The organism is Streptomyces sp. NPDC098789 (assembly GCF_044759975.1).
Taxonomy (GTDB): domain Bacteria; phylum Actinomycetota; class Actinomycetes; order Streptomycetales; family Streptomycetaceae; genus Streptomyces.
In genome coordinates this window covers 115,808-138,636 of the sequence record NZ_JBIWAJ010000021.1, presented here as the reverse complement: position 1 = coordinate 138,636, position 22,829 = coordinate 115,808, and the positions used below count along the sequence as shown (strand labels likewise).

Genomic DNA, 22,829 nt, shown 5'->3' with positions numbered 1-22,829 from the left:
TGTACGCCGTACCCACGGAGGCGGGTTGACGGCCCACGGGGAGGGGGCGGCGCCATGCCGCGGAGCAGTGGGACCGGCGCACGGGTACTGATCGTCGGGGCCGGGCCGGTCGGGCTGACCGCCGCGCACGAACTGGCCCGCCGGGGTCTGCGGGTCCGGGTGGTCGACGCGGCCGCCGGGCCGGGGCGTCCGGGCGGTGTCGGTGGCGTCGGTGGTGGGCGTGGGCGTGGGGGTGGGGGGCGCGGGGCCGTCACCTTGCATCCGCGGACGCTGGAGGTGCTCGACCAGATGGGCGTGGTGGGGCCGGTGCTGGAACAGGGTCGCCGCAACCGGGCGTTCACGATGACCGCGGGTGGTGGACGGCCGGTCCGGTTGGATGCCGACTACGGCTCGACGCCCACCCGGTACCCCTTCACCGTCGTCGTCGAGCAGGCCCGTACCGAGGCCGTCCTGCGCAAGGCCGCCGCCCGCCTCGGGATCCAGGTGGAATGGGGCGTGCGGCTGACGTCCTTCGAGCAGGACGAGGACGGTGTACGGGCGTACCTGGAGCACTCCGGCGGGCGGCGGGAGGCCTGCGCCGTGCCGTGGCTGGTCGGGTGCGACGGGGCCGACAGCACGGTCCGGGGGCGGCTGCGGCTGCCGGGGGTGGAGGGGGCCGATGAGGTCTGGGAGTTGGCGGATGCGGTGGTGGAGGTGGGTGGGGGTGGCGGGGTTGGCCCGTCTGGTCCGTCTGGTCCGTCTGGTGGGGTGAGTGGGTTGGCTGGTGGGTTCGTCGGGTTGGCGCAGGACACCGTGCACTGGGTGCACGTCGGTGGTCAGGCGCTGTTGCTGATCCCCCACCGGCGCGTCGGGCACTGGCGGTTGCTGGACTCGTCGCCCGCCGACGTGGTCGGGGACGGGCGTCCGGTGGAACTGCGGCTCTCCGCGAAACTGTCGGCCGGGTTGGGGCGCGAGGTGCGGGTGGGTGTGCCGCTCTGGAGCGCCGTGCACACCTTCCGGGGAGCGGTGGCCACGAGGATGGGCGAGGGGCGGTGCTTCGTCGCCGGGGACGCGGCGCATGTCTTCGGTCCCGCGTCCGGGCACGGCCTGAACACCGGTGTGCAGGACGCGTACAACCTGGCCTGGAAGCTGGCCATGGTCGACCAGGGCTGGACGGGGCCGGAGCTGCTGCGGACGTACGAGGAGGAGCGGGTGCCGGTCGCGCGGTCGCTGCTCGGGGCAGCGCAGCGGACGGGGGTGCTGGCGCAGGTCACGAACGCGATGGCGGGGGCGGCGCTGCCGGCCGTCATGGGCGTCGTGCGGGGGACCGGGCTGCTGCACCGGGTCATCCAGCGGAAGGTGCTCGGCGACATGTCGGGGCTCGGGCTGGCGTACGGGGGGCGGCCCGGGGGGTTGGCGGGGGGTCCGCGGGTCGTCGCGGAGGAGCTGCGGGGAGAACTGCGGGACGTGCGGTGGTCGTTGCTGTACGTGCCGGAGGGTACGGGCGAGGCGGTGGAGGTGGCGCGGGCGGCTGCGGCGCGGCATGCGGGGTGGTTGTCGGTGCGGACGGTCGTGGGGGGCGGGGCGGGGTGGTCGCGGGGGGCGGGTGGGGCTGGGTCTGGGTCCGGGGCGGGGCCGAGGCCGTTGGTGGATCCGCGTGGGCGGGTTCGGGAGGCGCTGGGGCTCTCTGCCGGGGGGTGGGTCCTGGTGCGGCCGGACGGTTATGCGGCGGGGGGTGGGGGTGAGCTGACGGAGGGGGCGTTGGGGGCGGCGATGGCTCCCTTGGGGGTGGGGGGTGCGGGCTTGCCGGTGGCTCTGGCCGGGGTGGGTGTGCGGGTGGCAATGGGGGGTGGGGTAGGGGGTCGGGGGCGGGTCCAGGGGGGCTCGGGGCGGGCTTGAGGGGGTGGCGGGGGTGGTGTGCCTTTCGCTTCCGCGGGGGTGGGTGGGGTGGGGTGGGGTGGGGGTGGCCGGGTTGCCTGTGCCTCCGGCGGGGCGGGGATGGCGGGCCGGGGATGGCGGGGCCGGGGTCTGCGCGGGGGGTGGGTGGCTGGTGTTGCCTCCGGCGGGGGGGGGCCCGCCCCCCGGGCGGGGGGGGGGGGGGGGGGGGGGGGGGGGGGGGGGGGGGGGGGGGGGGGGGGGGCCCCGGCGGGGGGGGGGGGGGGGGGGGCCACGGGGCGCGGGGCCGCGGGGGGGGCGGGGGCCGCGGGGGGGGGGGCGCGGGCGGGGCGGGGGGGCGGGGGGGGGGGGGGGGTGGCGGGGCCGGGTTGCCTGTGCGGTGCTGGGGTGGCTGGTGTTGCCTCCGGCGGCGCCTCAAACGCCGGCGGGGCTGAGATGGCGGGGCCAGGTTGCCTGCGCGGGGCTGAGATGGCGGGGCATGGTTGCGTGCGCGGGGCGGGGGCCGGGCTGCCTGAGCGAGGCTTGGGTTGCAGGGTCGGGGTGCCTGTGCGGGGGTGAGGTGGCGGGGCCGGGTTGCCCCCGCGGGGCTGAGGTGGCGGGCCGGGGTGGCTGGTGTTGCCTCCGGCGGGGGGGGGGGGGGCCCGGGGGGGGGGGGGGGGGGGGGGGGGGCCGGGCGGGGTGGCTGGTGTTGCCTCCGGCGGCGCCTCAAACGCCGGCGGGGCTGAGATGGTGGGGCGAGGTTGCTTGCGCGGGGTGGGGTGGCGGGGCCGGGTGCCCCTGCGGGGCTGGGACGGCGGGGCCAGGTCGCCTGCGCGTGGTTGAGGTGGTGGGGCCTTCGCTTGCGTGGGGCTGGGGTGGCGGGGTTCTGGTGCCTGGGTGGGGTGGCTGGGTTCGTGGGTCAGTGTTTGGGCCAGCCGATGTCTTCGTCCGATTGGGCTTCTTGGGGTGGGTCGATGGTGTCGTCTCCGATGTGCGGGAAAGCGGCAGCCGGGACTGCCGCGCGTGGTGCGCACACCGATGGCCTCATCGTCGACCCCCAGGCGTCGGAAAAGAGCAGGTCCCGGCCGGGTGCGGGGCCGGGTTCTGGAGAGTCTGCCTCGATTTGGTGGAGGAACGCTCGAGGAGTGGATGAGGGTGGGATGAGGGGGAGCGGCGGATCGTGGCAAAGGTTTGCCCGGGTGTTGCCAGGCGGCCTACGCTCGGTGCGGTTCTCCCGGCGACTCTCCTGCCCCGCTCACCCCAGGGATGCTCATGCTGCGACAGCCCGCGTTCGGACACCGCCTGAAGAAGTTAAGGATGGCCCGGGGCCTGTCCCAGACCGCGCTCGCGGGGGAGGGCATGTCGACCGGTTACCTCTCCCGGCTGGAGTCCGGTGCCCGCCAGCCCACCGAACGGGCCGTCACCTACCTCGCGGGCCGACTCGGTCTGGAACCCTCCGACTTCGAGGAGCCCGCGACCGGATCGCTGGCCCACGCGCTCACCCTCGCCGCGTCCACCGGCTCCAGCGACGCCATCGAGGAGCTGCGCCAGGCCCTCGCCGCCGAGGCCCACGAGAGTCCCGTACTGCGCTGGCAGGCCCTGTGGCTGCTCGCGCAGGCCGACCGGTTGCAGGGCGAGCACGCGGCCGAACGCGAACGGCTCGGGCAGCTCGTCGCGCTCGGCGACGAGGTCGGTGTCACCGAGCTGCGCGTGCGCGGACTGACCCGGCTCGCCCGCTGCTTGCGTTCCCTCGGTGACATCACCCCGGCCCTCGACGCGGCCGTCGAGGCGCACCGGCTCGCGCTCGGCGAGGACCTGGGCGTGGAGGACCGGGCCACCGCCCTGCTCGCGCTGATCTCCGTACAGGCCGAGGCGGGCCGCATCGGCGAGGCCCGGGCGCACGCCGACGAGCTGACCGCGCTGGTCGAGGGACGTTCGGACGCGCTGTGGGCGGAAGCCATGTGGACGGCCGCCGCCGTCCGGATGAGGCAGGGCGACTACCCCGGCGCGCAGGCCTGCCTGGAGCAGGCGCTCGAACGCTTCAGCAGCCAGGAGGACCTGGTGCTCTGGCTCAGGCTGCGCCTGGCCGCCGCCCGGCTCCACCTGCAACGCCTGCCCGCCGACCCCGAACAGGCCCAGCGCCGGGCCGCCGAGGCGGAGGCCGCCCTCGCCTTCGTCGGCACGCCCGCGCTGCGCCAGGACCTCACCGCGCTCAAGGCCGATCTGGCCTTCGCCACCGCCCGCTACGACGACGCGCGCGCCCTCCTCGGCGAACTGGCCGGGGACGCGCCGAGGATGACGTACCGCGACCAGGTCCGACTGGAGATGCTCCGCCACCAGCTGCTGATCCTCGGCGGCGACCCGGCCGGCATCCAGGGCCTGCGCGCCCTGGCCCAACAGGCCCAGGAGGACGCCAACATCGACCTGGCCGCCGAGATCTGGCGCATGCTGGCCGACGCCCTGGCCGAGAGCAGCCGGTCCGCTTCCGCCTGACGAACGGCTTGAGGGAGGTTCGAGTCGGGACGTGCACCCTGGAGGGCACCCGTAGAGGTGAAAGGGGCGTTCATGTCGTCGCAGCGTGTGCACGCGAGCGAGCAGACGGCGTGGGTGGCCGCCCCGGCCGGCGTGGTCTACGGACTGCTGGCCGATGCCGTGCGCTGGCCCCTCCTGCTGCCCTCCCCCGTCCACGTCGAGCGGATGGACTTCGACGGCGAACACGAGCGGCTGCGGCTGTGGGACGTGGCCGGGGACCGGGTCCGCTCCTTCCACGTCCGACGGGTGCTGCGCCCCCACGCCCGCGCGGTCGATTTCGAGCAGGAGGACACCGCCCGGCTGGGCGCGCCCGTGTCCGGTACCTGGAGCGTCGAACCGGACGGCGACGCCGGCTCGCTGGTGACCCTGAGCCAGCGCCGGACCCTGATCGGTCTGCCCGCCGCGGAGAGCGAGCGCAGCCAACGGGAGTGGCGGGCGGAACTGGACGCGCAGCTCGCCCACCTCAAGGAGACCGCCGAGCGCTGGCAGCGGATGGACGGGCTGTTGTTCTCCTTCGAGGACAGCGTGCACGTCCAGGGCTCCGCCGAGCTGGTCTACGACTTCCTCTACCGGATCGGGGACTGGAGCGAATCCGTCCCGCACGTGGAGTGGTCCAGCGTCATCGAGGACGTGCCGGGCGTACAGGTGGCGGTCGTGGACACCTGCGCCGCGCCGGGCGGGCGGACGGTGTCCACGCGGGCGGTGCGGCTGTGCTTCCCCTCGGCCGGGCGGATCGTCTACAAGGAACTGGTCACCCCCGAACCGATCGCCGCGCACAGCGGCGAATGGTCCCTGGTGCCCGACGAGGACGGGGTCCGCGTGGTCTGCGCGCAGCAGGTGATGCTGAGCGAGGAGGCCGTCGGGCGGGTGCTGGGCGAGGGGACGAGCCTCGCCGAGGCCCGCAGGTACGTGCGCGGCTGGCTGGGGCGGGCGAGCGAAGAGGTGCTCGGACTGGCCAAGTGGCACGCGCAGAGCGCCGTGCGCAGGCTGCGATGACGGATCGCACGCGATGAGCGGCCCTCGGGACCTTCGCCTTTCCGACCACCCTTCGGTGGGCACGACCTCGTCTACGACAAGGAGCAGTTCGATGGCGCTCATCCGGTCCGGTCCCGTGCAGGAGCGTGCGGTCGTCCTCCCGGACGTCGAGCCGGCCGAGCAGGTCGGGCCGGTCGTCGAACGGTCTCTGCGGACGCGGCACTTCGCGCTCGCGCACCCCTACGCCGCGCTCGCGCCCACCGTGGACGTCGCGCTGCGGGCGGTACGGCTGGAGGCGCTGCTCTCCGACCCCTACGACGAGGCCAACCCCTACGGCTTCCACGCGCTGCGCGAGGGCACCGGAGGCCGGGTCGGCGGGGTGCAGCGCACCGCCGTCGAGGCCGCCGTACGGGCCGAGTTCGTGCCGGTCGCGCGGGGCGGGCGCTTCACCGCCGCCGACGACCTCGTGCGCGTGCTGCGCCCGCTGCTGCGCCGGGACCTGGCGCTCGGCTACGCCCACGGCGCCCGCGCCCTGATCGCCGCGACGCAGCGGGAGGAGCCGGTGCCCGAGCGGGCGGGGGAGTTCGCCGCGCTGCTCGGCCCGGCGGCGCTGACCGCCACCACGGGTACGGTGCTGCGCGCGGCGGTACGGATGGTCGCCGAGCGGGGTCGGACCGAACCGGAGGTCCGGCAGTGGCGGGGCCCGCTGGCCGCCGCCTTCGCCGACCTACTGGCCTGCGAGGCCCTGGTGGCGGTGGGCCTGCGGGCCAGTGCGCTGCCGCAGGGGGGCGGGCGGGCCGTGCGCGCGGCCGTCGGCTACGCGACCGTGCTGGTGGTCGGCGGGGTGCTGGACGAGCTGGACCTCGTACTCGGTGAGTGCGGGCGGCCGGCCGACTCCCCGGAGCGGCGGATGGTGGCCAAACTGGCGGCGGACGCGTCCCGGTCCGGGGCCGGACCGGCGGACACGTCCGCCTACCAGACGGACCTGGTGCGCGAACTGCCCGCACTGGCCTGCGCCTTCGAACGGCGGTCGGACACCACCGGCGCCGTGCTGTTCCGGCTGGGCGAGGCCATGCCGGCCCGGAGCGTGCCCCCGGCGCCGGAGGGCGACGACACCCTCGTCGGCGTGCTGACCGGGGCCGCGGCCCGGCTCTCCACCGCCGTCGCGGGAGGCGAGGCGGTCACCGCGGCGCTCGCGCGGGTGGCGGGCCGGCTGGTGAGCGAGCAGCGCACGCTGCACGGGCCGGGCCTGGCCGCCGCGCACGCGGGCCGCGCCGATCCGGCGGTACGGGCGCTGGCCGACCGGCAGGCCATGCTGCTGCTGGCGGCCGCCGTGCTGGGAGTGCAGGGGGCCGCCGCGGGGCGGGGCCTGTTCCTGGGCGGCGAACACTGGCCGTTGCTCGCGGCCACGCGGATCGCGGCCCGGCTCGGCATCGGTCCCGGCGGCCCGGGCGGGCCCGCGGACATCGAGGCGCAGCAGCGGGTGTGGGCGGAGTTGGACGGGCGCGATCGGCTCGGCGTCGACTGCGACCTCTACGCGACCCGGGTGCTGTGGTGAACGCGGCAGGGGCGGGGGCAGGAGCGGTGGAGGCGGAGTACGGGCCGGGGTCCGCGCCGCTGGCGGTCGCCGGGCCCGACGGGCCGTGGGACGAGCTCGGCGACCGGCTCGACGACGAGGGCCGGGCGGTCGTCTGCACCACCTGGGGCCAGTGGCTGACGGCCGCGCTGCTGGATCCGGCGCTGCGGCCGCTGCTCGGGCACGACTGGCCGCGCTACCGGCAGGGGCCGACCGCGGCGGGGCGGATGCGCTTCGCGGTGTCCCGGCTGGTCATGAAGTACACCGCCGCGAGTGCCCTGAACGTGCCCGTGGACACCCTCGACCTCGGGTACCGGCCCGGCGGTCGGCCCGTGCTGCGCGGGCTCGGTGGCGAGCTGGAGGTGAGCCTGGCGCACACCGACGAGCTGATCGTGGTCGGGGTGAGCCGGACCGGGCCGATCGGGGTGGACGCGGAACCCGCGGCGCGGGACATCTCCTTCGAGCTGCTGCGCGAGCACGTGTGCACCCCGGCGGAGGACGCGGAGCTGGCCCTGCTGCCCGAAGAGGAGCGCAGGGCCCGGATGCTGCGGCTGTGGACGCTGAAGGAGGCGTACACGAAGGCGCTCGGGCACGGGATGCGGCGGAGCTTCGCCGGCTTCGGCTTCGTGATCGAGCCGATCGGGCCGGGGGCGGGCGGGGTCCCGGGGGCACTCGGGGTGGGCGGCGGTGCGGCGCGGGCCGTCTTGGCCGAGGTGCCGGGGGACTCCGGGGGCGGGGACCCGCAGGAGCGGTGGACCTTCGCCACGCATCTGGTCCAGGGCCGCTATCTGGTCAGCGAGGCGCACCGGCGGGTGCGGGCGGGCGCGGTGCCCGTGGCGGCGCCGGCGGACTCCGGTTCGCGGCGCGCTGCAGGGCCACTTGAGGAAAGGGTCCCCGAACCGACGGGCCTACTACGCTTTTTGGACCGGTAACCTCCGGCCGGGCCAAGGGAAGGCGTACGCCGTGAAGGCAAGGGGACTCGCCGCAGCGCAGCCCACGCACAGTCCGAGCCCGATGCCGATGCTGATGCCGATGCCGATGTTGAATCCGATGTTGGTGTCCGTGCCTACTGCCGTGCCCGTGCCGTGTCGCGTCCGGGTCGGGGGCCGTCGTGCCGGTCGGGTCGGATAGGCCGGGCTTCCTCCAGCTCCCGGTGGCGGCCGGGGGAAGGCCGGGACGGGGATGACCGGCGCATCGGGCCCGAGGAGCCCGGGGCCGGTCCTCGCCGTGGTGTGCGAGGCGGGGCGCCGTACGCCCGGTCGCACGCTGGTCTTCGGCGTGCGCGGACTGCGCGACGACGCCGACGCCGAACTCTTCGCCGCGCGGATCGCGGGGCGCCACCGGGAGTTCCAGGTCACGCTGGAGTGCCACGGGCCGGGGCGGCACACGCTGCGACTGGTCCCCGGGGCGGGTGCGGCCGGGGACGCCGGGGGCGGGCCGGGCGCCGAGCTGCTCGCCGATCTGCTCGGCCCGCGTGCGGGGGCCGGCGAACCGGTCACGCTGGTCGGCCACCAGCGGGACCTGCTGCGGGAGGCGGTCACCCGGCACGGCGGCCCCGACCGGCACATCGAGCAGCTCCACTGGAACTGGTCGGGGCCCCTCGACCCGGCGCGCTTCGCCGCGGCCTGGCAGTCGGTGGCCGACCGGGAGGTGGTGCTGCGGGCCGCCTTCGACTGGACGGTGGTGGCCCGGATCGTGCTGCACCCGCGCGCCGACGTCGACGTGGTCCACCGCGCGTACGGGGAGATCGGCTGGCCCGAACTGCTCGCGGCCGACCGGCTGCACGCCTTCGCCCTGGACCGGCCGCCGCTGCTGCGGCTGACCCTGCTGCACGGGCGGCCCGCGGAGCCCGTACGGGTCCTGCTGACCTACCACCGGGCGCTGCTCGACGAGCGCGGGGTGCACCTCCTGCTGCGCGAGTTCTACCGGGCCTACCTGGCCGGCGGGGTGCTGCCCGGCGGGGAGCGGCGCCCGGACCTGCGCGACCACGCCGACTGGCTGGCCCGGCAGCACAGCGAGGGCGCGCGCGAGCTGTGGACGCGGACCGGTCCTCCGCTCCATGCCGCGACCGCGGTGGGTCGGCGGGGCGCCGACACCCGGCAGAGCGGCTCGGGACGGCAGCGCAGGCGGCTGGTCGAGCCGTACAGCTCCGGGCTGCGTTCCTGGGCCGCGGCCCGCGGGGCCGGGGAGAGCAGCGCCCTGCACGTGGTGTGGGCGCTGCTGTTGTACCGGGCGGCGGGCGCGGCCGGGCCGCTGCGGGTGAGCTTCGGCGTGCAGCTCGGGCCCCGGGACATCGCGCTGCCGGGGGCCGCGGGGATTCCGGGGGTGCTCGGGCATCCGCTGCCGATGACGGTGCGGGTGGACCCGGCGGCCCCGCTGGCCGAGCTGCTCCAGCAGGTGCGGGACGCGCTGCTCGACCTGGCGGCGTACCCGTGGGTGTCCGGGGACCGGATCCGGGCGTGGATCGGGCGCGGTGACGGCGAACGGCTGACCGACACCGTCGTGTCCTTCGACCACCGGCCCGAACTCCCGCCGGGCGTACGGGCCGAGCTGGAGGCGGCGGGGATCGAGGTGGACGAGCCGCGGACCGTGGCCGGTGGCACCAGCCTGCCGATCACGCTGAACGCGCGGCACGAGCGCGGCGGGGCGCTCGCCCTCAGTGCGGTGTACGACCGGGCGAGCGTGGCCGACGAGGACGCGTCGGCGGCGCTCGGGCAGTGCCTGGGGCTGTTGCGGGCGCTGGCGCAGATGCCGGACGCGGGGACGACGGTGGGCCAGGCGTTGGCCCTGCTGGCGCACGTCGAGGTGCCGTCCGTGGCACCGCATCCGCCGCTGCCGCGGCGGGTGACCGTACGCACGCTGCGGGTGGGCGGGGCCGGGGCGGACGTGATCTGCCTGGTGGCCGTGCCGGGGGTTGTGGCGGGGGCGTACGAGCTGTTCGCGCGGCGGCATCGGGGGGCGGAGACGGTGGTCGTGTTGTGGGCGCCGGGTGTGGGGGGTTCGGGGGGGTTGGGGGGCGTGGGTGTGGGTGTGGGTGTCGGTGTGGGTGTGGTGCCGTCCGTGTTGGACGGGGTGCTGGTTCCTGGGCGGCGGTTGTTCCTGTGCGGGTGTGGGCCGGGGGCGGGGGTGGCGCAGGCGTTGGCGGGGGCGTTGGTGGCGGGGCCGGTGGTTCCTTCGGTGACGGTGGTGATGACGGGGGTTGCGGGGGCGGAGGCTACGGCCGATGCGTTGGCGCGGGCGTTGGAGGGGGTTTCGGTGCCGGTGCGGTAGGGCTTCGCCGGTGGGGTGGGGGTTGTGGGGCGGGTGGGTGCCGCTTGTGGGTGGTCCCTCCGGGGGGGGCGCCCCCCCCGGCGGGGGGGGGGGCGGGGTGGCGGGGGCGGGGGGGGCGGGGTGGGGGGGGGGGGGGGGGGGGGGGGGGGGGGGGGGGGTGCCGCTTGTGGGTGGTCCCTCCGGGGGCGCCTCAAACGCCGGCGGGGCTGGAATTGGCCGGCTGGGGTGGCGCCTTGGGCGGTGGTGCGGGTTGCGGGTCGGGGGTGGGTGCCGCGGGCGGTTGGTCCCTCCGGGGGTGCCTCAGACGCCGGCGGGGCTGGGGTGGGGGGTCAGGGGGTGGATTCGGCTGTGGAGAGGGCTTGGAGGCGGGTGCGGATGTGGTGGCGGGCGGGGGTGCCGGTGGGGGTGCGGGGGATGGTGTCCAGGGCTTCCAGGCGGCGGATGCGTTCGCCCGCCGAGAGCCGGGCGTTGGCCGCTTCGGCTATCGAGTCCAGGGTGTCGAGCAGGCCGCGGGCGGGGACGTCGGGGCGCAGGACCACGCCCGCCCAGACCAGGGCGCCGCGCGCCGGGTCGGGCCAGTCGGCGACGACGCACTCGGCGACCCGCGGGTCCTCGCCGATGACCCGTTCGATCAGGGACGGCGCGATGAGGACGTCGTCGCAGGTGAAGACGGAGCCGAGGCGGTCGACGACGTACAGGCCGCCGTCCTCGTCGAGGTAGCCCACGTCACCCGTGGACAGCCAACCGTCCGCCCCGCAGCCCGCGGTCAGTTGGGGGCCGCGGATCTCGACCTCGCCCGTCGACCACACCGCCACCGGCTGCCGCCCGGCGGGCGCGACCACCCGGCACTCGGTGCCCGGAAGCGGGACGCCGACCGCGCCCAGGTCCGGCCGGGAGCCGGGCACCTGGTGGTGCGAGAGGGTGCAGACCTCGCTCAGGCCGTACCCCTGGAGGACGGGCGCGCCCAGGACGTCGCGCAGTCGCCGCGCGGTCGCCGGCTCCAGCGGGGTGCCGCCGCAGAGCACCGCGCGCAGCTCCGGGCCGGGCAGGTCCGGGTGCCCGGGCGCGAAGCGGCGGTCGGCGGCCAGCCGGGCGAGCCGGCTCGCCAGCCCGTAGTAGTGGCCCGCGCCCACCCGCGCGGCCAGCGCGATCCCGGCCCAGGGCGCCGGGTCCGCGCAGAGCACCTGCCAGGCACCCGCGTGCACGGCGGCGTTGAGGTGGGCGGGGTGGTAGAAGGGCAGGTGGTTCACGGTGACCGAGGTCGCGTCCAGGCCCTGGGCGATGGCGGTCTGCGCGGCGCCCGCGATGAGGTTGCGGTGGCTGAAGCGGACCGCCCGCAGCCCGGTCGCCGTGTGGGCGTGCGGGGTGAAGTGGAGGCAGGCCACGCCGTCCACGTCGGCCGGGGGGCCCGTCCGTAGCGGTGTGTCCGGTGCTCCGGCCAGCGCGCTGGACAGCGCCAGCGCGGACCCGGGGGTCACCTCGCCGACGGCGTCCGTCACCACGATCGTGCGCAGGTGCGGCAGCTGGTCCTCCAGCTTCACCAACACCTCGGCCAGGGCCGTGGGCACGAAGGCGATCTCGGCCGCGGCTGTGGTGAGGATCTCGTGCAGGGCGGCCGGACCGGTCAACGGGTCGACGAGGGCGAGCAGGTGGCCGCTGCGGATCGTGCCGTAGTAGACGGCGGGGAACACCGCGTCCAGGCTCGCGGCCGCCGCGACCACGGCGCCGGGGCGGGAGGCGAGGCGGCGCACGGCGTGCGCGATCCGGTCGGCCTCCCGGTCGAGCGCGGCGAAGGTGAGCGTCGTACGGGCGGTGGTGACGGCGGGTGCGTCGCCCCCGCGGGCCGCGGCCCGCCGGAGCAGGTCGTCGAGCGGGTTCTCCAGGTACCTCAGGATGGGCACGTGCGACCTCCTGGCTCCGAGCGGCCGGTGATGACCCATCACTGTCCGCGCCCCGGCTGGACCGGGGCTGGAGAGGCCTTCGAGGAGCGGGGGAGGTCGTACACGGGGAGGGGGGCGCCCCGGGAGGTACGGGTACCGGCCCGGGGCGGGCCCTCAGGCGGCGAAGAGGTCGAAGGTCGAGGTGTGGCGGGGGCCCGCGAAGACGTCGAGCTGCGGGTCCACCGACAACATCGCCTGGTGCAGCCGCTGGAGCTGCGGGGAGGGTTCCACGCCCAGGTCCTCGATGAGTCGCATGCGCAGCTTGCGGTACACCTCCAGTGCCGAGGCCTGCCGGCCCGAGCGGTAGAGCGCGACCATCACCTGGGAGTGCAGTCCCTCGTGCTGGGGGTGGCGCGCGGTCAGTTCGGTCAGTTCGGCGATGAGCTCGGCGTGCCGGCCGAGGCGCAGGTCCGCGTCGATCCGCCGTTCCACGGTGACGAGCCGGCTCTCCTCCAGGCGCATCACCTCGATGTCGAGGATCGGGCCGACGCGGACGTCGACCAGGGCCGGTCCGCGCCACAGGTCCAGCGCGGCCTTGAAGCGGGCCGCCGAGACCTGGCTGTCGCCCGTCTCGAAGGCCGCCTGGCCCTCGCGGACCAGGCGTTCGTAGTCGTGTACGTCGACGCTCTCTTCCGGGATCTGCAACAGGTAGCCGCCGTGCCGGGTGGCCAGTACCTCCTTGGCCCCGCCGGGGGCGTCGGGCCCCATCGCGGTGCCTAGGCGTCTGCGCAGCTGGAGGATGTACGTCTGGAGGGTGGTCAGCGCGCTCTGCGGCGGCTGCGTCCCCCAGATCTCCTCCATGAGGGTGGGGACCGGCATGACGCGCCCCGGATAGAGCGCGAGCAGCGACAGAACCTGCCGTGGTTTACCCGCGGTCGGAACGATGGATCCCCCGTTGACCTCGGCACTCAACGGACCCAGAACCTGAATCCTCACGGTCTCCTCCGTACTCGTCGAGTTCCTTGTCTTTTCCGTCCGGTGGGCAGAAAACTGCCCCCGCTCCAGGCACGCTAGCGGGGGCAGTAGGTTTTTCCCTATTTCCTGTAGTGGTCCTCAAGCGCCCTTCCATGACGATCAATCAGAACGGTATGAATTCGGCCTTTTTGCAGGTCAGGGCGGGCTGGATGTGGCCGTGGATGGGTGTCCGAAGGAAAGTGGATCTCGATAGATCTCGATATAGATCAACTTTCCGGAGGGTGATCCGGAGAGTGCGAGGATCCGCGATTGTTTTTAAATTATCGGTAAAGGATTCGAAGGGTGTCAGGCCGGAACGGATGCTTGGATTCCGCCGACCGGCTTCGGCAACGGAAAACTCTTCGGGTCGGATCGGCTCCACGGGAAGCCCTGGTTGAGCTGGACCACCGCGTCCTGGCCGGGGTCGGCGGGCACCGCGACGGCGACCAGGACGCCGGGGACCGGCTCCAGCTCGATGAACCACCACGGGCGGGCCGTGTCGTCCTCGGGCGGTTCGAAGGCGTGCACGCCGCGCTCGGCGTCCATCGTGAAGACGAAGCTGTCGAAGGGCAGTCCGAGACCCAGGCCGCGGGCCTTGGAGTAGGCCTCCTTGAGGGTCCACACGCGCAGCGCCCGCCGGTCGCGCTCGCGTCCCGGGGGCAGTTCGTCCACCCAGTCCCGCTCCGTGGGCGCGAAGGTGCGCACGATGGTGGTGATGGCCTGGGCGTCGCGGTTGTCCATCCGCTCGACGTCCACGCCGATGCGTTGGTGGCGCACGATGCCGAGCAGGTTGTAGCCGCCCGCGTGGGAGAGGTTGAAGTCCAACTGGGCGCCGCCGCGCGGCAGGGCGTCGGGGGAGGGCCGCAGGAAGGGCCGGCCGCGGGCGGAGCGCCAGATGACCAGCTCGGCCTCGGACAGGCCCGCCTCCAGGGACAGGGCGCGGCGCACCAGGGTGTGGGCGATGAGGTACTGGCTGCGGTCCCGCTCGAAGAGGAACTTCCCCGCGGTCCTGTGCTCGTGGGCGTCCAGCCAGTGCCCTGCCAGCAGGGTGGCGAGCTCGGGGCTGACCTCGTCGTTGGGGCACAGCCACAGGGTCACCGCCTCGGCGACGGGCCGCTGGGCGGCTGCCGCCTCGACCAGCTGCTGCCGGTTCGTGCCGCCGCTCACCCGAGGTCTCCCCGCTCGGCGCGGCCGTCGTCAGGCGGCGCGGGGAACCAGAAGGAGCGGGGTCGGGCCGCGGTCGTCGGCAGGTCGAGGACCGGTCGCGTGCCGGGTGCCCGGTCCGCGGTCAGGACGTCGACCCCGGCCAGCCACAGCCGGGTCAGCTGTTCGAGCCGGCCGCCGCGCCAGAGGGCGTCGACGTAGGCGCGGGTCTCGTCGAGGTCCCCGAGCAGCAACGGATCGCGGGCGCCGGCGGCGCGCAGATCGGCGCTGCGTACGGGGGGTGCGTACGGGTGGTCGGGGTCGGTGGCGGTCGCTCCCGGCGCCCGGGGCGGTGCGGCGAAGGCGGCCAGGGCGCCCGCGAGCGCCGGCACGTCGCTGGCGACGACGGCGAGCCGGCAGTCCATCGGGGCGCGGCCGGAGCGCAGTTCGCCCGCCACCGAGTCCAGGTCGCAGACCGCCCCGCGGGCCGCTCCGGTGGGGTCGGTCAGCCAGCGGGCGAGCTGCCCGGCGGTGGCGCCCAGGTGCTCGGGGGTCGGCGCCGACAGCAGCACCAGCCGCGGACCGCCGACGGGCTCCGGGTACGGGTCCGGTCGCGGGTCGGGGGCGGGGGCCTCTTCCAGGACGAGCACGGCCTGCGGGGCGCCGTCCTCGTGTACGCCGACCAGGGCGCGGCGGGGCGGTCCGGCGGGCCAGGGGGCGGGCTGGGCGCGGCCGGTGTCGGCCGGTAGCGGGGTCGGGGCCGGGAGCAGGGTGGCGTGGCGCAGTTGCAGGACGGCCCGGGCCAGCGCGGCCGCGCCGGTCGCGGCCCCGGCCCGGCCGACGCAGGGCGCCGCGCTGCGGGAGTCCTCGGTCACGGTGACGGTGGCCGCCGGGACCCGGGCGGTGGCCAGGGCCCGCTGGACGAGGCGCTCACGCAGCGGTGCGTGGGGTCCGCGCCCCGGGTGGCCGACCGCGCTGGAGAGGATCACGGCATGTACCCGGTCACCGTCCGCGCGGGCCGCGGACAGCGGCTTGAGGAGGACGGCCGCGACCCCCTCCCCGTCCCCGGGACGCAGCCGGCCGGGGTGCAGGTGCAGTTCGGCGGCGCCGACGAGGGCGGCCGCGCACTCGCCCGCGCGCAGGGCGGCGAGGGCGTGGTGCAGGGCGGTCAGGAAGGAGGAGGCTCCGGTGTCCACGCTCTGGCTGGGCCCGCGCAGGTCCAGCAGCCGCGAGAGCCGCCCGGCGGGGTCGCCGTGCGGGGTCCCGGCGGGGTCCAGCAGGGCGTAGTCGTGGGAGGCGACGGCGGTGTAGACGCCGACTCCGCGGGAGGCGGTGGCGCCGTCGGGGGAGCCGAGGGCGTCCAGCCGGGCCCCGTGGCAACCGGCGCCCTCCAGCACCTGCCGGGCGCTCTCCAGCAACAGCCGCTCCTGCGGGTCGAGCCGGGCCGCGGCGGCGGGGTCGATGCCGAAGAGGTCGGGGTCGAAGGCGTCGACGCCGTCGAGGAAGTGGCCCTCGGCGTCGGGGGCGGGGCGGTGGGGTGCGGGTGCGCTGGACGCGGGTGCGGTGGTCGTGGGTGCGGTGGCCGTGATGCGGCCCGTTGCGGCCAGGGTGGTGCTTCCGGCGGGTGGGGTCGGGCGGGGTGCGGGGCGGCCGGGGGCCGTGGCCGTGTCCGTGGCGGAGGCGGCGGGGGCGTCGGCCCGGGGGGTGGCGTCCGGTGTGGTGCCGGGGGCCAGGGCGAGCTGCCAGAACGCGGTCAGGTCGTCGGCCCCGGGGAAGCGGCCCTGGAAGGCGATGACCGCGCACGGCTCGGGGGTCCGCGGGGCGCTCGGCGGGGCGGGGGCCGCGTGGCCGTCCGCGTGGCGGTCCGCGCGGCGGGGCCTCGTGGCGAGGGCCGCGGTCGGGCTGCCCGTGAGCAGGGCCACCGCGCGCCGGCGCTCCAGGGTGCCGCTCTTGAACCGCGTCAGGATTTCCCGGTCTTCCATCTCCTGGCGTGCCTTTCGTCTCCGGCCGGGTGGTTCCCGGGGGGTGGGGGCCGGTGCGGTGGGATTCTGCGGGTGTGTTGGCCCTCCGGGGGCGCCTCAATCGCCGGCGGGGCTGGAATCGGGGTGATCCCCGGTCAATCGCCGGCGGCTGGATCGGGGTGATCCCTGGTCAATCGGCGGCGGGGCTGGATCGGGGTGGTTCCCGGTCAATCGGCGGCGGGGCTGGATTCGGCTGGGGTCAGGGGGCGCGGCGCCGCTGGACAGCCGCTAGCGCGCGGCGAGGAGGGCGGCGGCTTCGTCGATGCTGAGGACGTCGTCACGTACCGCGTCCAGGAGTGCTTCGAGGTCGAGTCCCGGGCCCTGGGCGGTGGGGGGCGTCGGAGCGGTGGGAGCCGGGGACGCCGTCGGGGTGCCGGTCACGCGGGCGGTGACGTACGCCGCCATCGCCGCGAGGTGGGGGTGCTCGTAGAGCAGGGCGGTCTGTTCCGTCAGGTCCCAGGTCTGGTTGATGCCCGCGATGAACTCCGCCGCCAGGATGGAGTCCAGGCCCAGCATCGTGAAGGGGGTCGCGGGATCGATGTCCTCGGGCGTGCAGCGCAGGATCTGCGCGAGCTGGCCGCGCAGCACCTCGGTCAGGCCGACGGGGTCGGCCGCCACGGCGACCGCGGCCGGGCGGCGTACGGGCCGCAGCGGGGACCAGGAGGTCATGGGCGCGTGCAGGCGCCCGGCGATGTGCCGGGCCAGTGCCGCCGGGGTCCGGTGCTCGTACAGCGCGTCGGAGGGGAGCCCGATGCCGTAGCGGGCGCCCAGCGCGCTCAGGAACTGCGCGCCCAGCAGGGAGTCGATCCCCAGGAAGGTGAACGGCCGCTCGGCGTCGACGGCGTGCACCTCGACGCCGGTCATTCCCGCCAGTACCGCGGTGAGTTCGGCGAGCACGTCGGCGGCGGGAGTGTGCGGGGCAGTGGTCATGATGGGCGTCTCCCCGTGTCGGATCCCGGTCCCATGGTACTTTTCCGCAATTTCCTGGAGGGGCTCTGGAATTGCGCTGGGGTGAGCCGAAAGGACCTTGACGCGGACGGTTTCGTCCGGTGAATCTCGATGAGGTATTCGTGCGTGTTCCGCGTCTGAAGGAGACAGCATCGTGGCGAGCAAGAAGAAGAATGTGACGGGCTCCGAGTCGGAAGTGGCGCCGGGCGCCGCCGGCGAGGTCACCGAGGGCGTGGAAGAGAACTCGGACGCGGACGTCCTCGGCAACATCGCCCTCCAGTAGGAGCGGCCGCGGGGGGGGGGGGGGGGGGGGGGGCCCCCCCGGGGGGGGGCCCCCCCCCGCCCCCCCGCCGCGCGGGTCTCAGGTGGTGGAGAGGACCACGCACATCGCGCCGAGGGCGACCGCCTGGAGCAGGACCCGGACGTTGATCACGCTGTCCCAGGTGCGCTGGAGGCCGCGGGCGTCGGGGGCGACCTTGCACTCCAGGGCGGCGCTGGTCAGCGCCTTGTTCACCGGCACGCTGACCTTGTTGTAGATCGTCAGCCAGATCACCAGGGCCAGCGCCGAAACGCCCGCGGCGATGGACGCTACGGGCTTGCCCTCGAAGCCGGCCAGGCCGGCGGTGAGCACCGTGGAGACCAGGCCGGTGACGCCGGGGACGACCATCCGGGCGTCGCCGAAGCGGTGGGTCTGGCCCATGACGCTGGTGAGGGTCGCGTCGTCGACGTGGGCGAGGGCCGGGCGCTGGACGAGTGCGCCGAAGACGTCGGTGCCGTAGACCACCGCGTTGGCCATGGTGGCGATCACGGCCAGCGTTTGCAGGAGGACTTCCATCACAACCACCTTTGTAGCGACGCTAGATGTTCTGCTGAGACTATCAAGTTCGATGCTTGGAATGCTAGCGTTGACAACTCCACTAGTCGGCCAGGGAGTTCACGACCGGTCCCGGACCGGCCCGGGCAGCCACGAGGAGAGCACACAAGATGGCCATAGGACATGCCCGTCGCATACTCATCGCCGGCGGAGGGATCGGCGGCCTCGCCGCGGCCCTCGCCCTCCAGCAGCGCGGATTCGAACCCCTCGTCCTGGAGCGGGCCGAGGAACTGCGCGACGGCGGGGCCGGTCTGCACATCTGGACCAACGGCGTCCTCGCGCTGGACTACCTCGGCGTCGCCGAGGAGGTCCTGGAGATCGCCCCCGCCCAGGAGACCGCCCACTTCAGCACCTGGCGCGGAGAGGTCCTCGGCGCCTGGCCGGTGGGCGACTTCGTCGCCCGCTACGGCGCGCCCACCATCGCCGTCGAGCGCTCGGTCCTGCACGGCATCCTGCGCGACGCCCTCCAGGGTGACGTGGTGCGCACCGGCGCCCACGTGGTCGGCTTCGACCAGGACCGCGAGGGGGTCACCGTCCGCTTCGCCGACGGCACCACCGAGCGCGGTGACCTGCTGATCGGCGCCGACGGCATCCACGGGGCCGTCCGGGACGCCATGTTCGGCCCCGCCCAGAACCGCTACAGCGGCTACATCGCCTGGCGCGGCCGGGCCCAGATGGAGCACGCCGACATCCCCCCGGGCACCTTCAACGCCATGTTCGGGCCGGGCACCCGCTTCACCTACTACGACGTCGCCCCCGGGCTCGTCCACTGGATGAGCGTGGCCAACGGCGAGCCCGGCGGGCGCGACCTGCCCGGCGTGCGGGACATGCTGCTGCGCCGCCACGCGGGCTGGGGCGGACCGGTCGCCGACATCCTCAAGGCCACTCCCGAGGAGTGGATCCTGCGCGGCGACGTCGAGGGCCGCAAGCCCGAACGCCAGTGGGGCCAGGGCCGGGTCACCCTCCTCGGGGACGCCGCGCACCCCATCACCTTCAACATCGGACAGGGTGCCTGCCAGGCCCTGGAGGACGCCCTCGTGCTCACCGAGCACCTCGCCGGAGCCGGCAGCGACCCGGTCTCGGCGCTGCGCCGCTACGAGAGCGAGCGCCAGCAGCGCACCGCGCCGCTGCAGAACATCGCCTGGCGGATCGGGCAGATGGGCTCCGTGAAGAACCCGCTGCTGATCAAGGTGCGGGAGGCGTTCATGCGCAAGAACTGGAACACGAAGGCCTTCGCCGCGGCCGAACAGGGCCAGGTCGCCTACGGATCCCGCTGGGCCGGGCAGACCGGGCGCCACCGCGCCCCCGCCGCCCCGGACCGGACCCCGGCGGCCACGTCCGCACCCGGCGCCGAGTAGGCCCGTACGTCCGTATCTCCGTACGCCCGCACGTCCGTCATCGCACGGCACCAGCCCGGGTGGGCGGCCCCGCGCCGCGTCACCCGGGCAGCGCGCGGGCCGTCGAGCCCGCCAAGGGCGGCCCCTCCACCGGCAGTCGGGACCACAGCGGGTGGCCCGCCGGGAAGCCCGTGCACACCAGCACGTTGACCAGCATCCCGTGGGCCATGAACGCGGTCGTCGCCCCCGGGTCGCCGCCCAGCTGCGCCTCGACGGTCTCCCACACCTCCATCCACTGCGCGCGCACCGCCTCGCCGAAGGCCGGGTCGCCCGCGGCCTCCGCGGCCGCGACCGCGACGTACACCTGCATCTGGAGCCGCAGCCGGTCCGGTTCCTTGACGATGACCCGGGTGTAGGCGTTCGACATCGCGCGCAGCGCCTCCTCGCCCGTCAGCCCGCGCGCCGCCTCGGCGAACAGCGCCGCGATGTCCCCGAGGCAGCGGCTCGTCGCCGCCAGGAAGATCGCCCGCTTGCCGGGGAAGAGCCGGAAGAGGTAGGGCTGGGACACCCCCGCGCGCCGGGCGATGCTCTCGGTCGAGGTGCCGTCGTAGCCGCCCCGCGCGAATTCGCGCATCGCCGCCCGGACGACGCTCGTACGCCGTTCCTGTGCGCTCATCCTCACCATGTCGGCCAGTTTGTGGCGGTCCGCATTCCCCGTCAATGGCGGGCCTTCGGCGCCAGTCGAGGTCAATTCGAGGAATGCGCCAGATCGGAGTGCCAGATTCGCAGAGTCGAAAACCGGTCGCCGACGGCTCGATGACCTATCGGCCACAAGTCAGTGAGGTAGGAACGGGGATGATCGACAACCTATTCACGATGTTTCCCGGACAGGGCTCGCAGCGCGCGGGCATGGCGGGACATCTCCTTCGCGAACACCCCCGCACGGCCGGACGCGTCCTGGCCCGGGCGGAGGAGGCGACGGGGCTCGCCCTGACCGAGCTGTGCACCACGGCCCCCGAAGAGGCCCTGGCGCCGACCGAGATCGCCCAGCCCGCCATCGTCGCCACCAGCCTCGCCGTGTACGAGGTGCTGCGCGCCGAGACCGGCTTCGTACCGGGCGCGGTGGCCGGGCACAGCCTGGGCGAGTACACCGCCCTGATCGCCGCCGGGGTGCTGGACGCGGACGACGCGCTGCGGCTGGTGCGGATCCGCGGCCAGCTGATGGCCGGGGTCTCGCGGACGGTCTCGGGCGCGATGACCGCGCTGATGGGCCTGGACCCGGCCCGGATCGAAGAGGTCTGTGCGGCGGCCGCCCCGCTCGGGGTGGTCGAGGTCGCCAACTACAACGAGGCGGGCCAGACGGTGATCTCGGGGCAGAGCGCGGCGGTCGCCGAGGCGGCCCGGCTCGCCCTGGAGGCCGGCGCGGAGCGCGCCGTGCAGCTCAAGGTCTCCGCGCCCTTCCACTGCTCGCTGATGAGCGCCATCGAGGACGAGTTCGCCGCCGCGCTGGAGCGGGTCGCCTTCCGTGCGCCCCGGGTGCCCGTCATCAGCTCGGTGACCGGCGCCCTCGTCCGCGACGGTGCGCACGCCCGTGACCTGCTGCGCCGTCAGCTGGCCGGACCCGTGCGCTGGGTCGGCGTACTGGAGGCGGCCGCCGCGCTCGGCGTCGGCGGCTACCTGGAGGCCGGTCCCGGCCGGGTGCTCAGCGGCTTCGCCGGCCGCGTCGCGCCCGACGCCCCCGTCCGCAGCACCAACGACGCGCGCCGCATCACCACCCTGCTGCGCGACCTGAGGCCGGAGCCCGCCACCACGGCGGCCGCTGCCTGACCTCCGGCCCCACCCGCACGCCTTCCCGTCCTGTTCTTGCCCACCCTCTGAAAGGCAGCCCACGGTGCCCGAAACCCTTGCCACCACTTCGACCGACTACCTCTCCGCGGTCCAGGCCGCCATCGCCGACGCGCTCGGCATCGACGAGGCCGAGGCCGTGCCCGAGGCGACCCTGCTCGGACAGCTGGGCGCCGAATCGATCGACCTGCTCGACATCCTCTTCCGCGTGGAGCGCGCCACCAAGGTGAAGATCACCGTGGCCGACATCGCCAACCTGCTCCAGGGCGGCATCCCGGACGAGGAGTTCGGCGACGAGAACGAGGTCGTCAACGACACCGGCCTCACCCACCTGGAGAAGGTCCTGCCGCAGTTCGACCGCAGCCAGCTCAGCGAGCCGCTGACGGCCGAGGGCGTGCTGGGCCTGTTCACCGTCCAGAACCTGACCGACCTGCTGACCGAGCGCGCCCGCGCCGCCGCGGCCGCCTGAGACGACGACCGGGTCGGCGGGTCCGAGCGACCCGCCCGACCGGACGACGGTCCCCGGCAGGGGGCTCCGGGACGACGGTGCCCCGGAGCCCCTGGGCCCTGTCGTCAAAGTGGCGCCTGGCCCGCGACGCCCGGCACCGCGCCTCGCGGCGTTGTCGGGGCGCCCGAGTACGTCCAGTACACGGGCGCCCCTCCGCCTTGCGATGCACGGCGCCGGACGCCGCGGGCCTGACCGGCTCCCCATTGACGACAGGACCCTGCCGCTCCCTCCCCCCAGCCCACCAGGCGCCCGCCTCGCAGCAGAAACGGGAAGAGACAGATGAAGCTGAAGGACCGCACCGCCCTGGTCACCGGTGCCTCGCGCGGCATCGGCCGGGCCATCGCCCTGGCCCTGGCCGAACAGGGGGCGGCCGTAGCGGTGAACTACCGCTCGCGCCGGGAGGACGCCCTCGCGGTGGTCGAGGAGATCGAGGCGGCGGGCGGCCGGGCCGTGGCGATCGGCGCCGACGTCGCCGACCCCGAGGACGCGGCCCGCCTGGTCGCGGAGGCCATCGCTCAGCTGGGCGCCCTGGACATCCTGGTCAACAACGCCGGCATCAGCGACGACGGGCTGATCTACCAGTCCAAGCCCGACGCCTGGTGGAACGTCATGAAGGTCAACTTCGGCGGTGCCTACCACTGCACCCACGCCGTCAGCGAGCAGTTCATGACGGCGGGCAACGCCACCATCGTCAACATCTCCTCCGCCATGGGCGAGACCGGCTGGATCGGCCAGTCCAACTACTCCGCCTCCAAGGGCGCGCTGAACTCCTTCACCCGCGCCGCGGCGATCGAGTTCGCGCGCTTCGGCGTCCGCGTCAACGCGGTCCTGGCGGGCTTCACCCCGACCGAACTGGTGGGCGAGGTGATGGAGAAGGACGGCGGCAGGTCCATCAAGAAGCAGATCCCGCTGCGCCGCTTCGCCACCGTCGAGGAGGTCGCCGCGGCCGCCGTGTTCCTGGCGGGCCCCGACTCCGGCTACACCACCGGCGAACTGCTCTGCGTCGACGGCGGGTTCTCCGCCCAGCTCGGCATCGGCCGTCCGTAACGGAC

18 protein-coding genes are annotated in these 22,829 nt (G+C 74.9%); 11 read left to right on the top strand and 7 right to left on the bottom strand.

Annotated elements, in window-relative coordinates:
* The first annotated feature begins 54 nt into the window (after positions 1-54).
* The 6 genes from ACIQWR_RS33300 (at position 55) to ACIQWR_RS33275 (ending at position 10,207) form a co-directional block, all read left to right on the top strand.
* A complete protein-coding gene (locus ACIQWR_RS33300) occupies positions 55-1,878 on the top strand; it encodes an FAD-dependent monooxygenase (protein ID WP_404017382.1) in 1,824 nt (607 codons plus the stop codon).
* 1,248 nt (positions 1,879-3,126) lie between these two features.
* Entirely contained in the window at positions 3,127-4,347 is a 1,221-nt protein-coding gene (locus tag ACIQWR_RS33295; RefSeq protein ID WP_404017380.1) for a helix-turn-helix domain-containing protein, read from the top strand.
* Between the two features lie 72 nt (positions 4,348-4,419).
* Positions 4,420-5,382, top strand: coding sequence for an SRPBCC family protein (locus ACIQWR_RS33290; protein ID WP_404017377.1), 963 nt, complete (start codon positions 4,420-4,422; stop codon positions 5,380-5,382).
* 91 nt (positions 5,383-5,473) lie between these two features.
* Positions 5,474-6,919: a hypothetical protein gene (locus tag ACIQWR_RS33285; RefSeq protein WP_404017373.1), complete on the top strand. Its 1,446-nt coding sequence runs from the start codon at positions 5,474-5,476 to the stop codon at positions 6,917-6,919.
* A complete protein-coding gene (locus ACIQWR_RS33280) occupies positions 6,916-7,869 on the top strand; it encodes a 4'-phosphopantetheinyl transferase family protein (RefSeq protein WP_404017370.1) in 954 nt (317 codons plus the stop codon). Before ACIQWR_RS33285 ends, ACIQWR_RS33280 begins: the two co-directional genes overlap by 4 nt.
* 250 nt (positions 7,870-8,119) lie before the next feature.
* Positions 8,120-10,207: a condensation domain-containing protein gene (locus ACIQWR_RS33275; RefSeq protein WP_404017367.1), complete on the top strand. Its 2,088-nt coding sequence runs from the start codon at positions 8,120-8,122 to the stop codon at positions 10,205-10,207.
* Between the two features lie 329 nt (positions 10,208-10,536).
* Here the strand turns inward: ACIQWR_RS33275 and ACIQWR_RS33270 are convergent, their stop codons facing one another.
* The 5 genes from ACIQWR_RS33270 to ACIQWR_RS33250 all read right to left on the bottom strand — a co-directional run bounded on the left by ACIQWR_RS33270 (position 10,537) and on the right by ACIQWR_RS33250 (position 17,195).
* Positions 10,537-12,108 (bottom strand): class I adenylate-forming enzyme family protein, encoded by a 1,572-nt coding sequence (locus ACIQWR_RS33270; RefSeq protein ID WP_404017364.1) that lies wholly within the window; start codon positions 12,106-12,108, stop codon positions 10,537-10,539.
* A 153-nt stretch (positions 12,109-12,261) separates the two neighbouring features.
* Positions 12,262-13,083 (bottom strand): BTAD domain-containing putative transcriptional regulator, encoded by an 822-nt coding sequence (locus tag ACIQWR_RS33265; RefSeq protein WP_399268963.1) that lies wholly within the window; start codon positions 13,081-13,083, stop codon positions 12,262-12,264.
* A 324-nt stretch (positions 13,084-13,407) separates the two neighbouring features.
* A complete protein-coding gene (locus ACIQWR_RS33260; protein ID WP_404017362.1) occupies positions 13,408-14,268 on the bottom strand; it encodes a 4'-phosphopantetheinyl transferase family protein in 861 nt (286 codons plus the stop codon).
* On the bottom strand, positions 14,265-16,226 hold the full coding sequence (locus tag ACIQWR_RS33255) for a beta-ketoacyl synthase N-terminal-like domain-containing protein (protein ID WP_404017359.1): 1,962 nt from the start codon (positions 16,224-16,226) through the stop codon (positions 14,265-14,267). Before ACIQWR_RS33255 ends, ACIQWR_RS33260 begins: the two co-directional genes overlap by 4 nt.
* A 267-nt stretch (positions 16,227-16,493) precedes the next feature.
* On the bottom strand, positions 16,494-17,195 hold the full coding sequence (locus ACIQWR_RS33250; protein WP_404017357.1) for a phosphopantetheine-binding protein: 702 nt from the start codon (positions 17,193-17,195) through the stop codon (positions 16,494-16,496).
* Positions 17,196-17,367: 172 nt separating this feature from the next.
* On the opposite strand from ACIQWR_RS33250, the gene ACIQWR_RS33245 reads away from it, so the two are divergent.
* Positions 17,368-17,496 carry a hypothetical protein gene (locus tag ACIQWR_RS33245; RefSeq protein WP_404017354.1) on the top strand — a complete coding sequence of 43 codons (129 nt, stop codon included), beginning with the start codon at positions 17,368-17,370 and terminating at the stop codon, positions 17,494-17,496.
* 78 nt (positions 17,497-17,574) lie between these two features.
* Here the strand turns inward: ACIQWR_RS33245 and ACIQWR_RS33240 are convergent, their stop codons facing one another.
* Positions 17,575-18,048 carry a DUF1772 domain-containing protein gene (locus ACIQWR_RS33240; RefSeq protein WP_404017351.1) on the bottom strand — a complete coding sequence of 158 codons (474 nt, stop codon included), beginning with the start codon at positions 18,046-18,048 and terminating at the stop codon, positions 17,575-17,577.
* Between the two features lie 149 nt (positions 18,049-18,197).
* On the opposite strand from ACIQWR_RS33240, the gene ACIQWR_RS33235 reads away from it, so the two are divergent.
* On the top strand, positions 18,198-19,445 hold the full coding sequence (locus ACIQWR_RS33235; protein WP_404017349.1) for an FAD-dependent monooxygenase: 1,248 nt from the start codon (positions 18,198-18,200) through the stop codon (positions 19,443-19,445).
* A 79-nt stretch (positions 19,446-19,524) separates the two neighbouring features.
* On the opposite strand, the gene ACIQWR_RS33230 is transcribed toward ACIQWR_RS33235, so the two are convergent.
* On the bottom strand, positions 19,525-20,109 hold the full coding sequence (locus tag ACIQWR_RS33230; RefSeq protein WP_404017347.1) for a TetR/AcrR family transcriptional regulator: 585 nt from the start codon (positions 20,107-20,109) through the stop codon (positions 19,525-19,527).
* A 170-nt stretch (positions 20,110-20,279) separates the two neighbouring features.
* Between ACIQWR_RS33230 and fabD the strand changes: the two genes are divergently transcribed.
* The 3 genes from fabD (at position 20,280) to ACIQWR_RS33215 (ending at position 22,824) form a co-directional block, all read left to right on the top strand.
* Positions 20,280-21,251 carry an ACP S-malonyltransferase gene (gene fabD / locus ACIQWR_RS33225; RefSeq protein WP_404017344.1) on the top strand — a complete coding sequence of 324 codons (972 nt, stop codon included), beginning with the start codon at positions 20,280-20,282 and terminating at the stop codon, positions 21,249-21,251.
* Between the two features lie 64 nt (positions 21,252-21,315).
* Positions 21,316-21,738 (top strand): acyl carrier protein, encoded by a 423-nt coding sequence (locus ACIQWR_RS33220; protein ID WP_404017341.1) that lies wholly within the window; start codon positions 21,316-21,318, stop codon positions 21,736-21,738.
* 318 nt (positions 21,739-22,056) lie between these two features.
* On the top strand, positions 22,057-22,824 hold the full coding sequence (locus ACIQWR_RS33215) for an SDR family NAD(P)-dependent oxidoreductase (protein WP_385776257.1): 768 nt from the start codon (positions 22,057-22,059) through the stop codon (positions 22,822-22,824).
* Positions 22,825-22,829 lie beyond the last annotated feature (5 nt).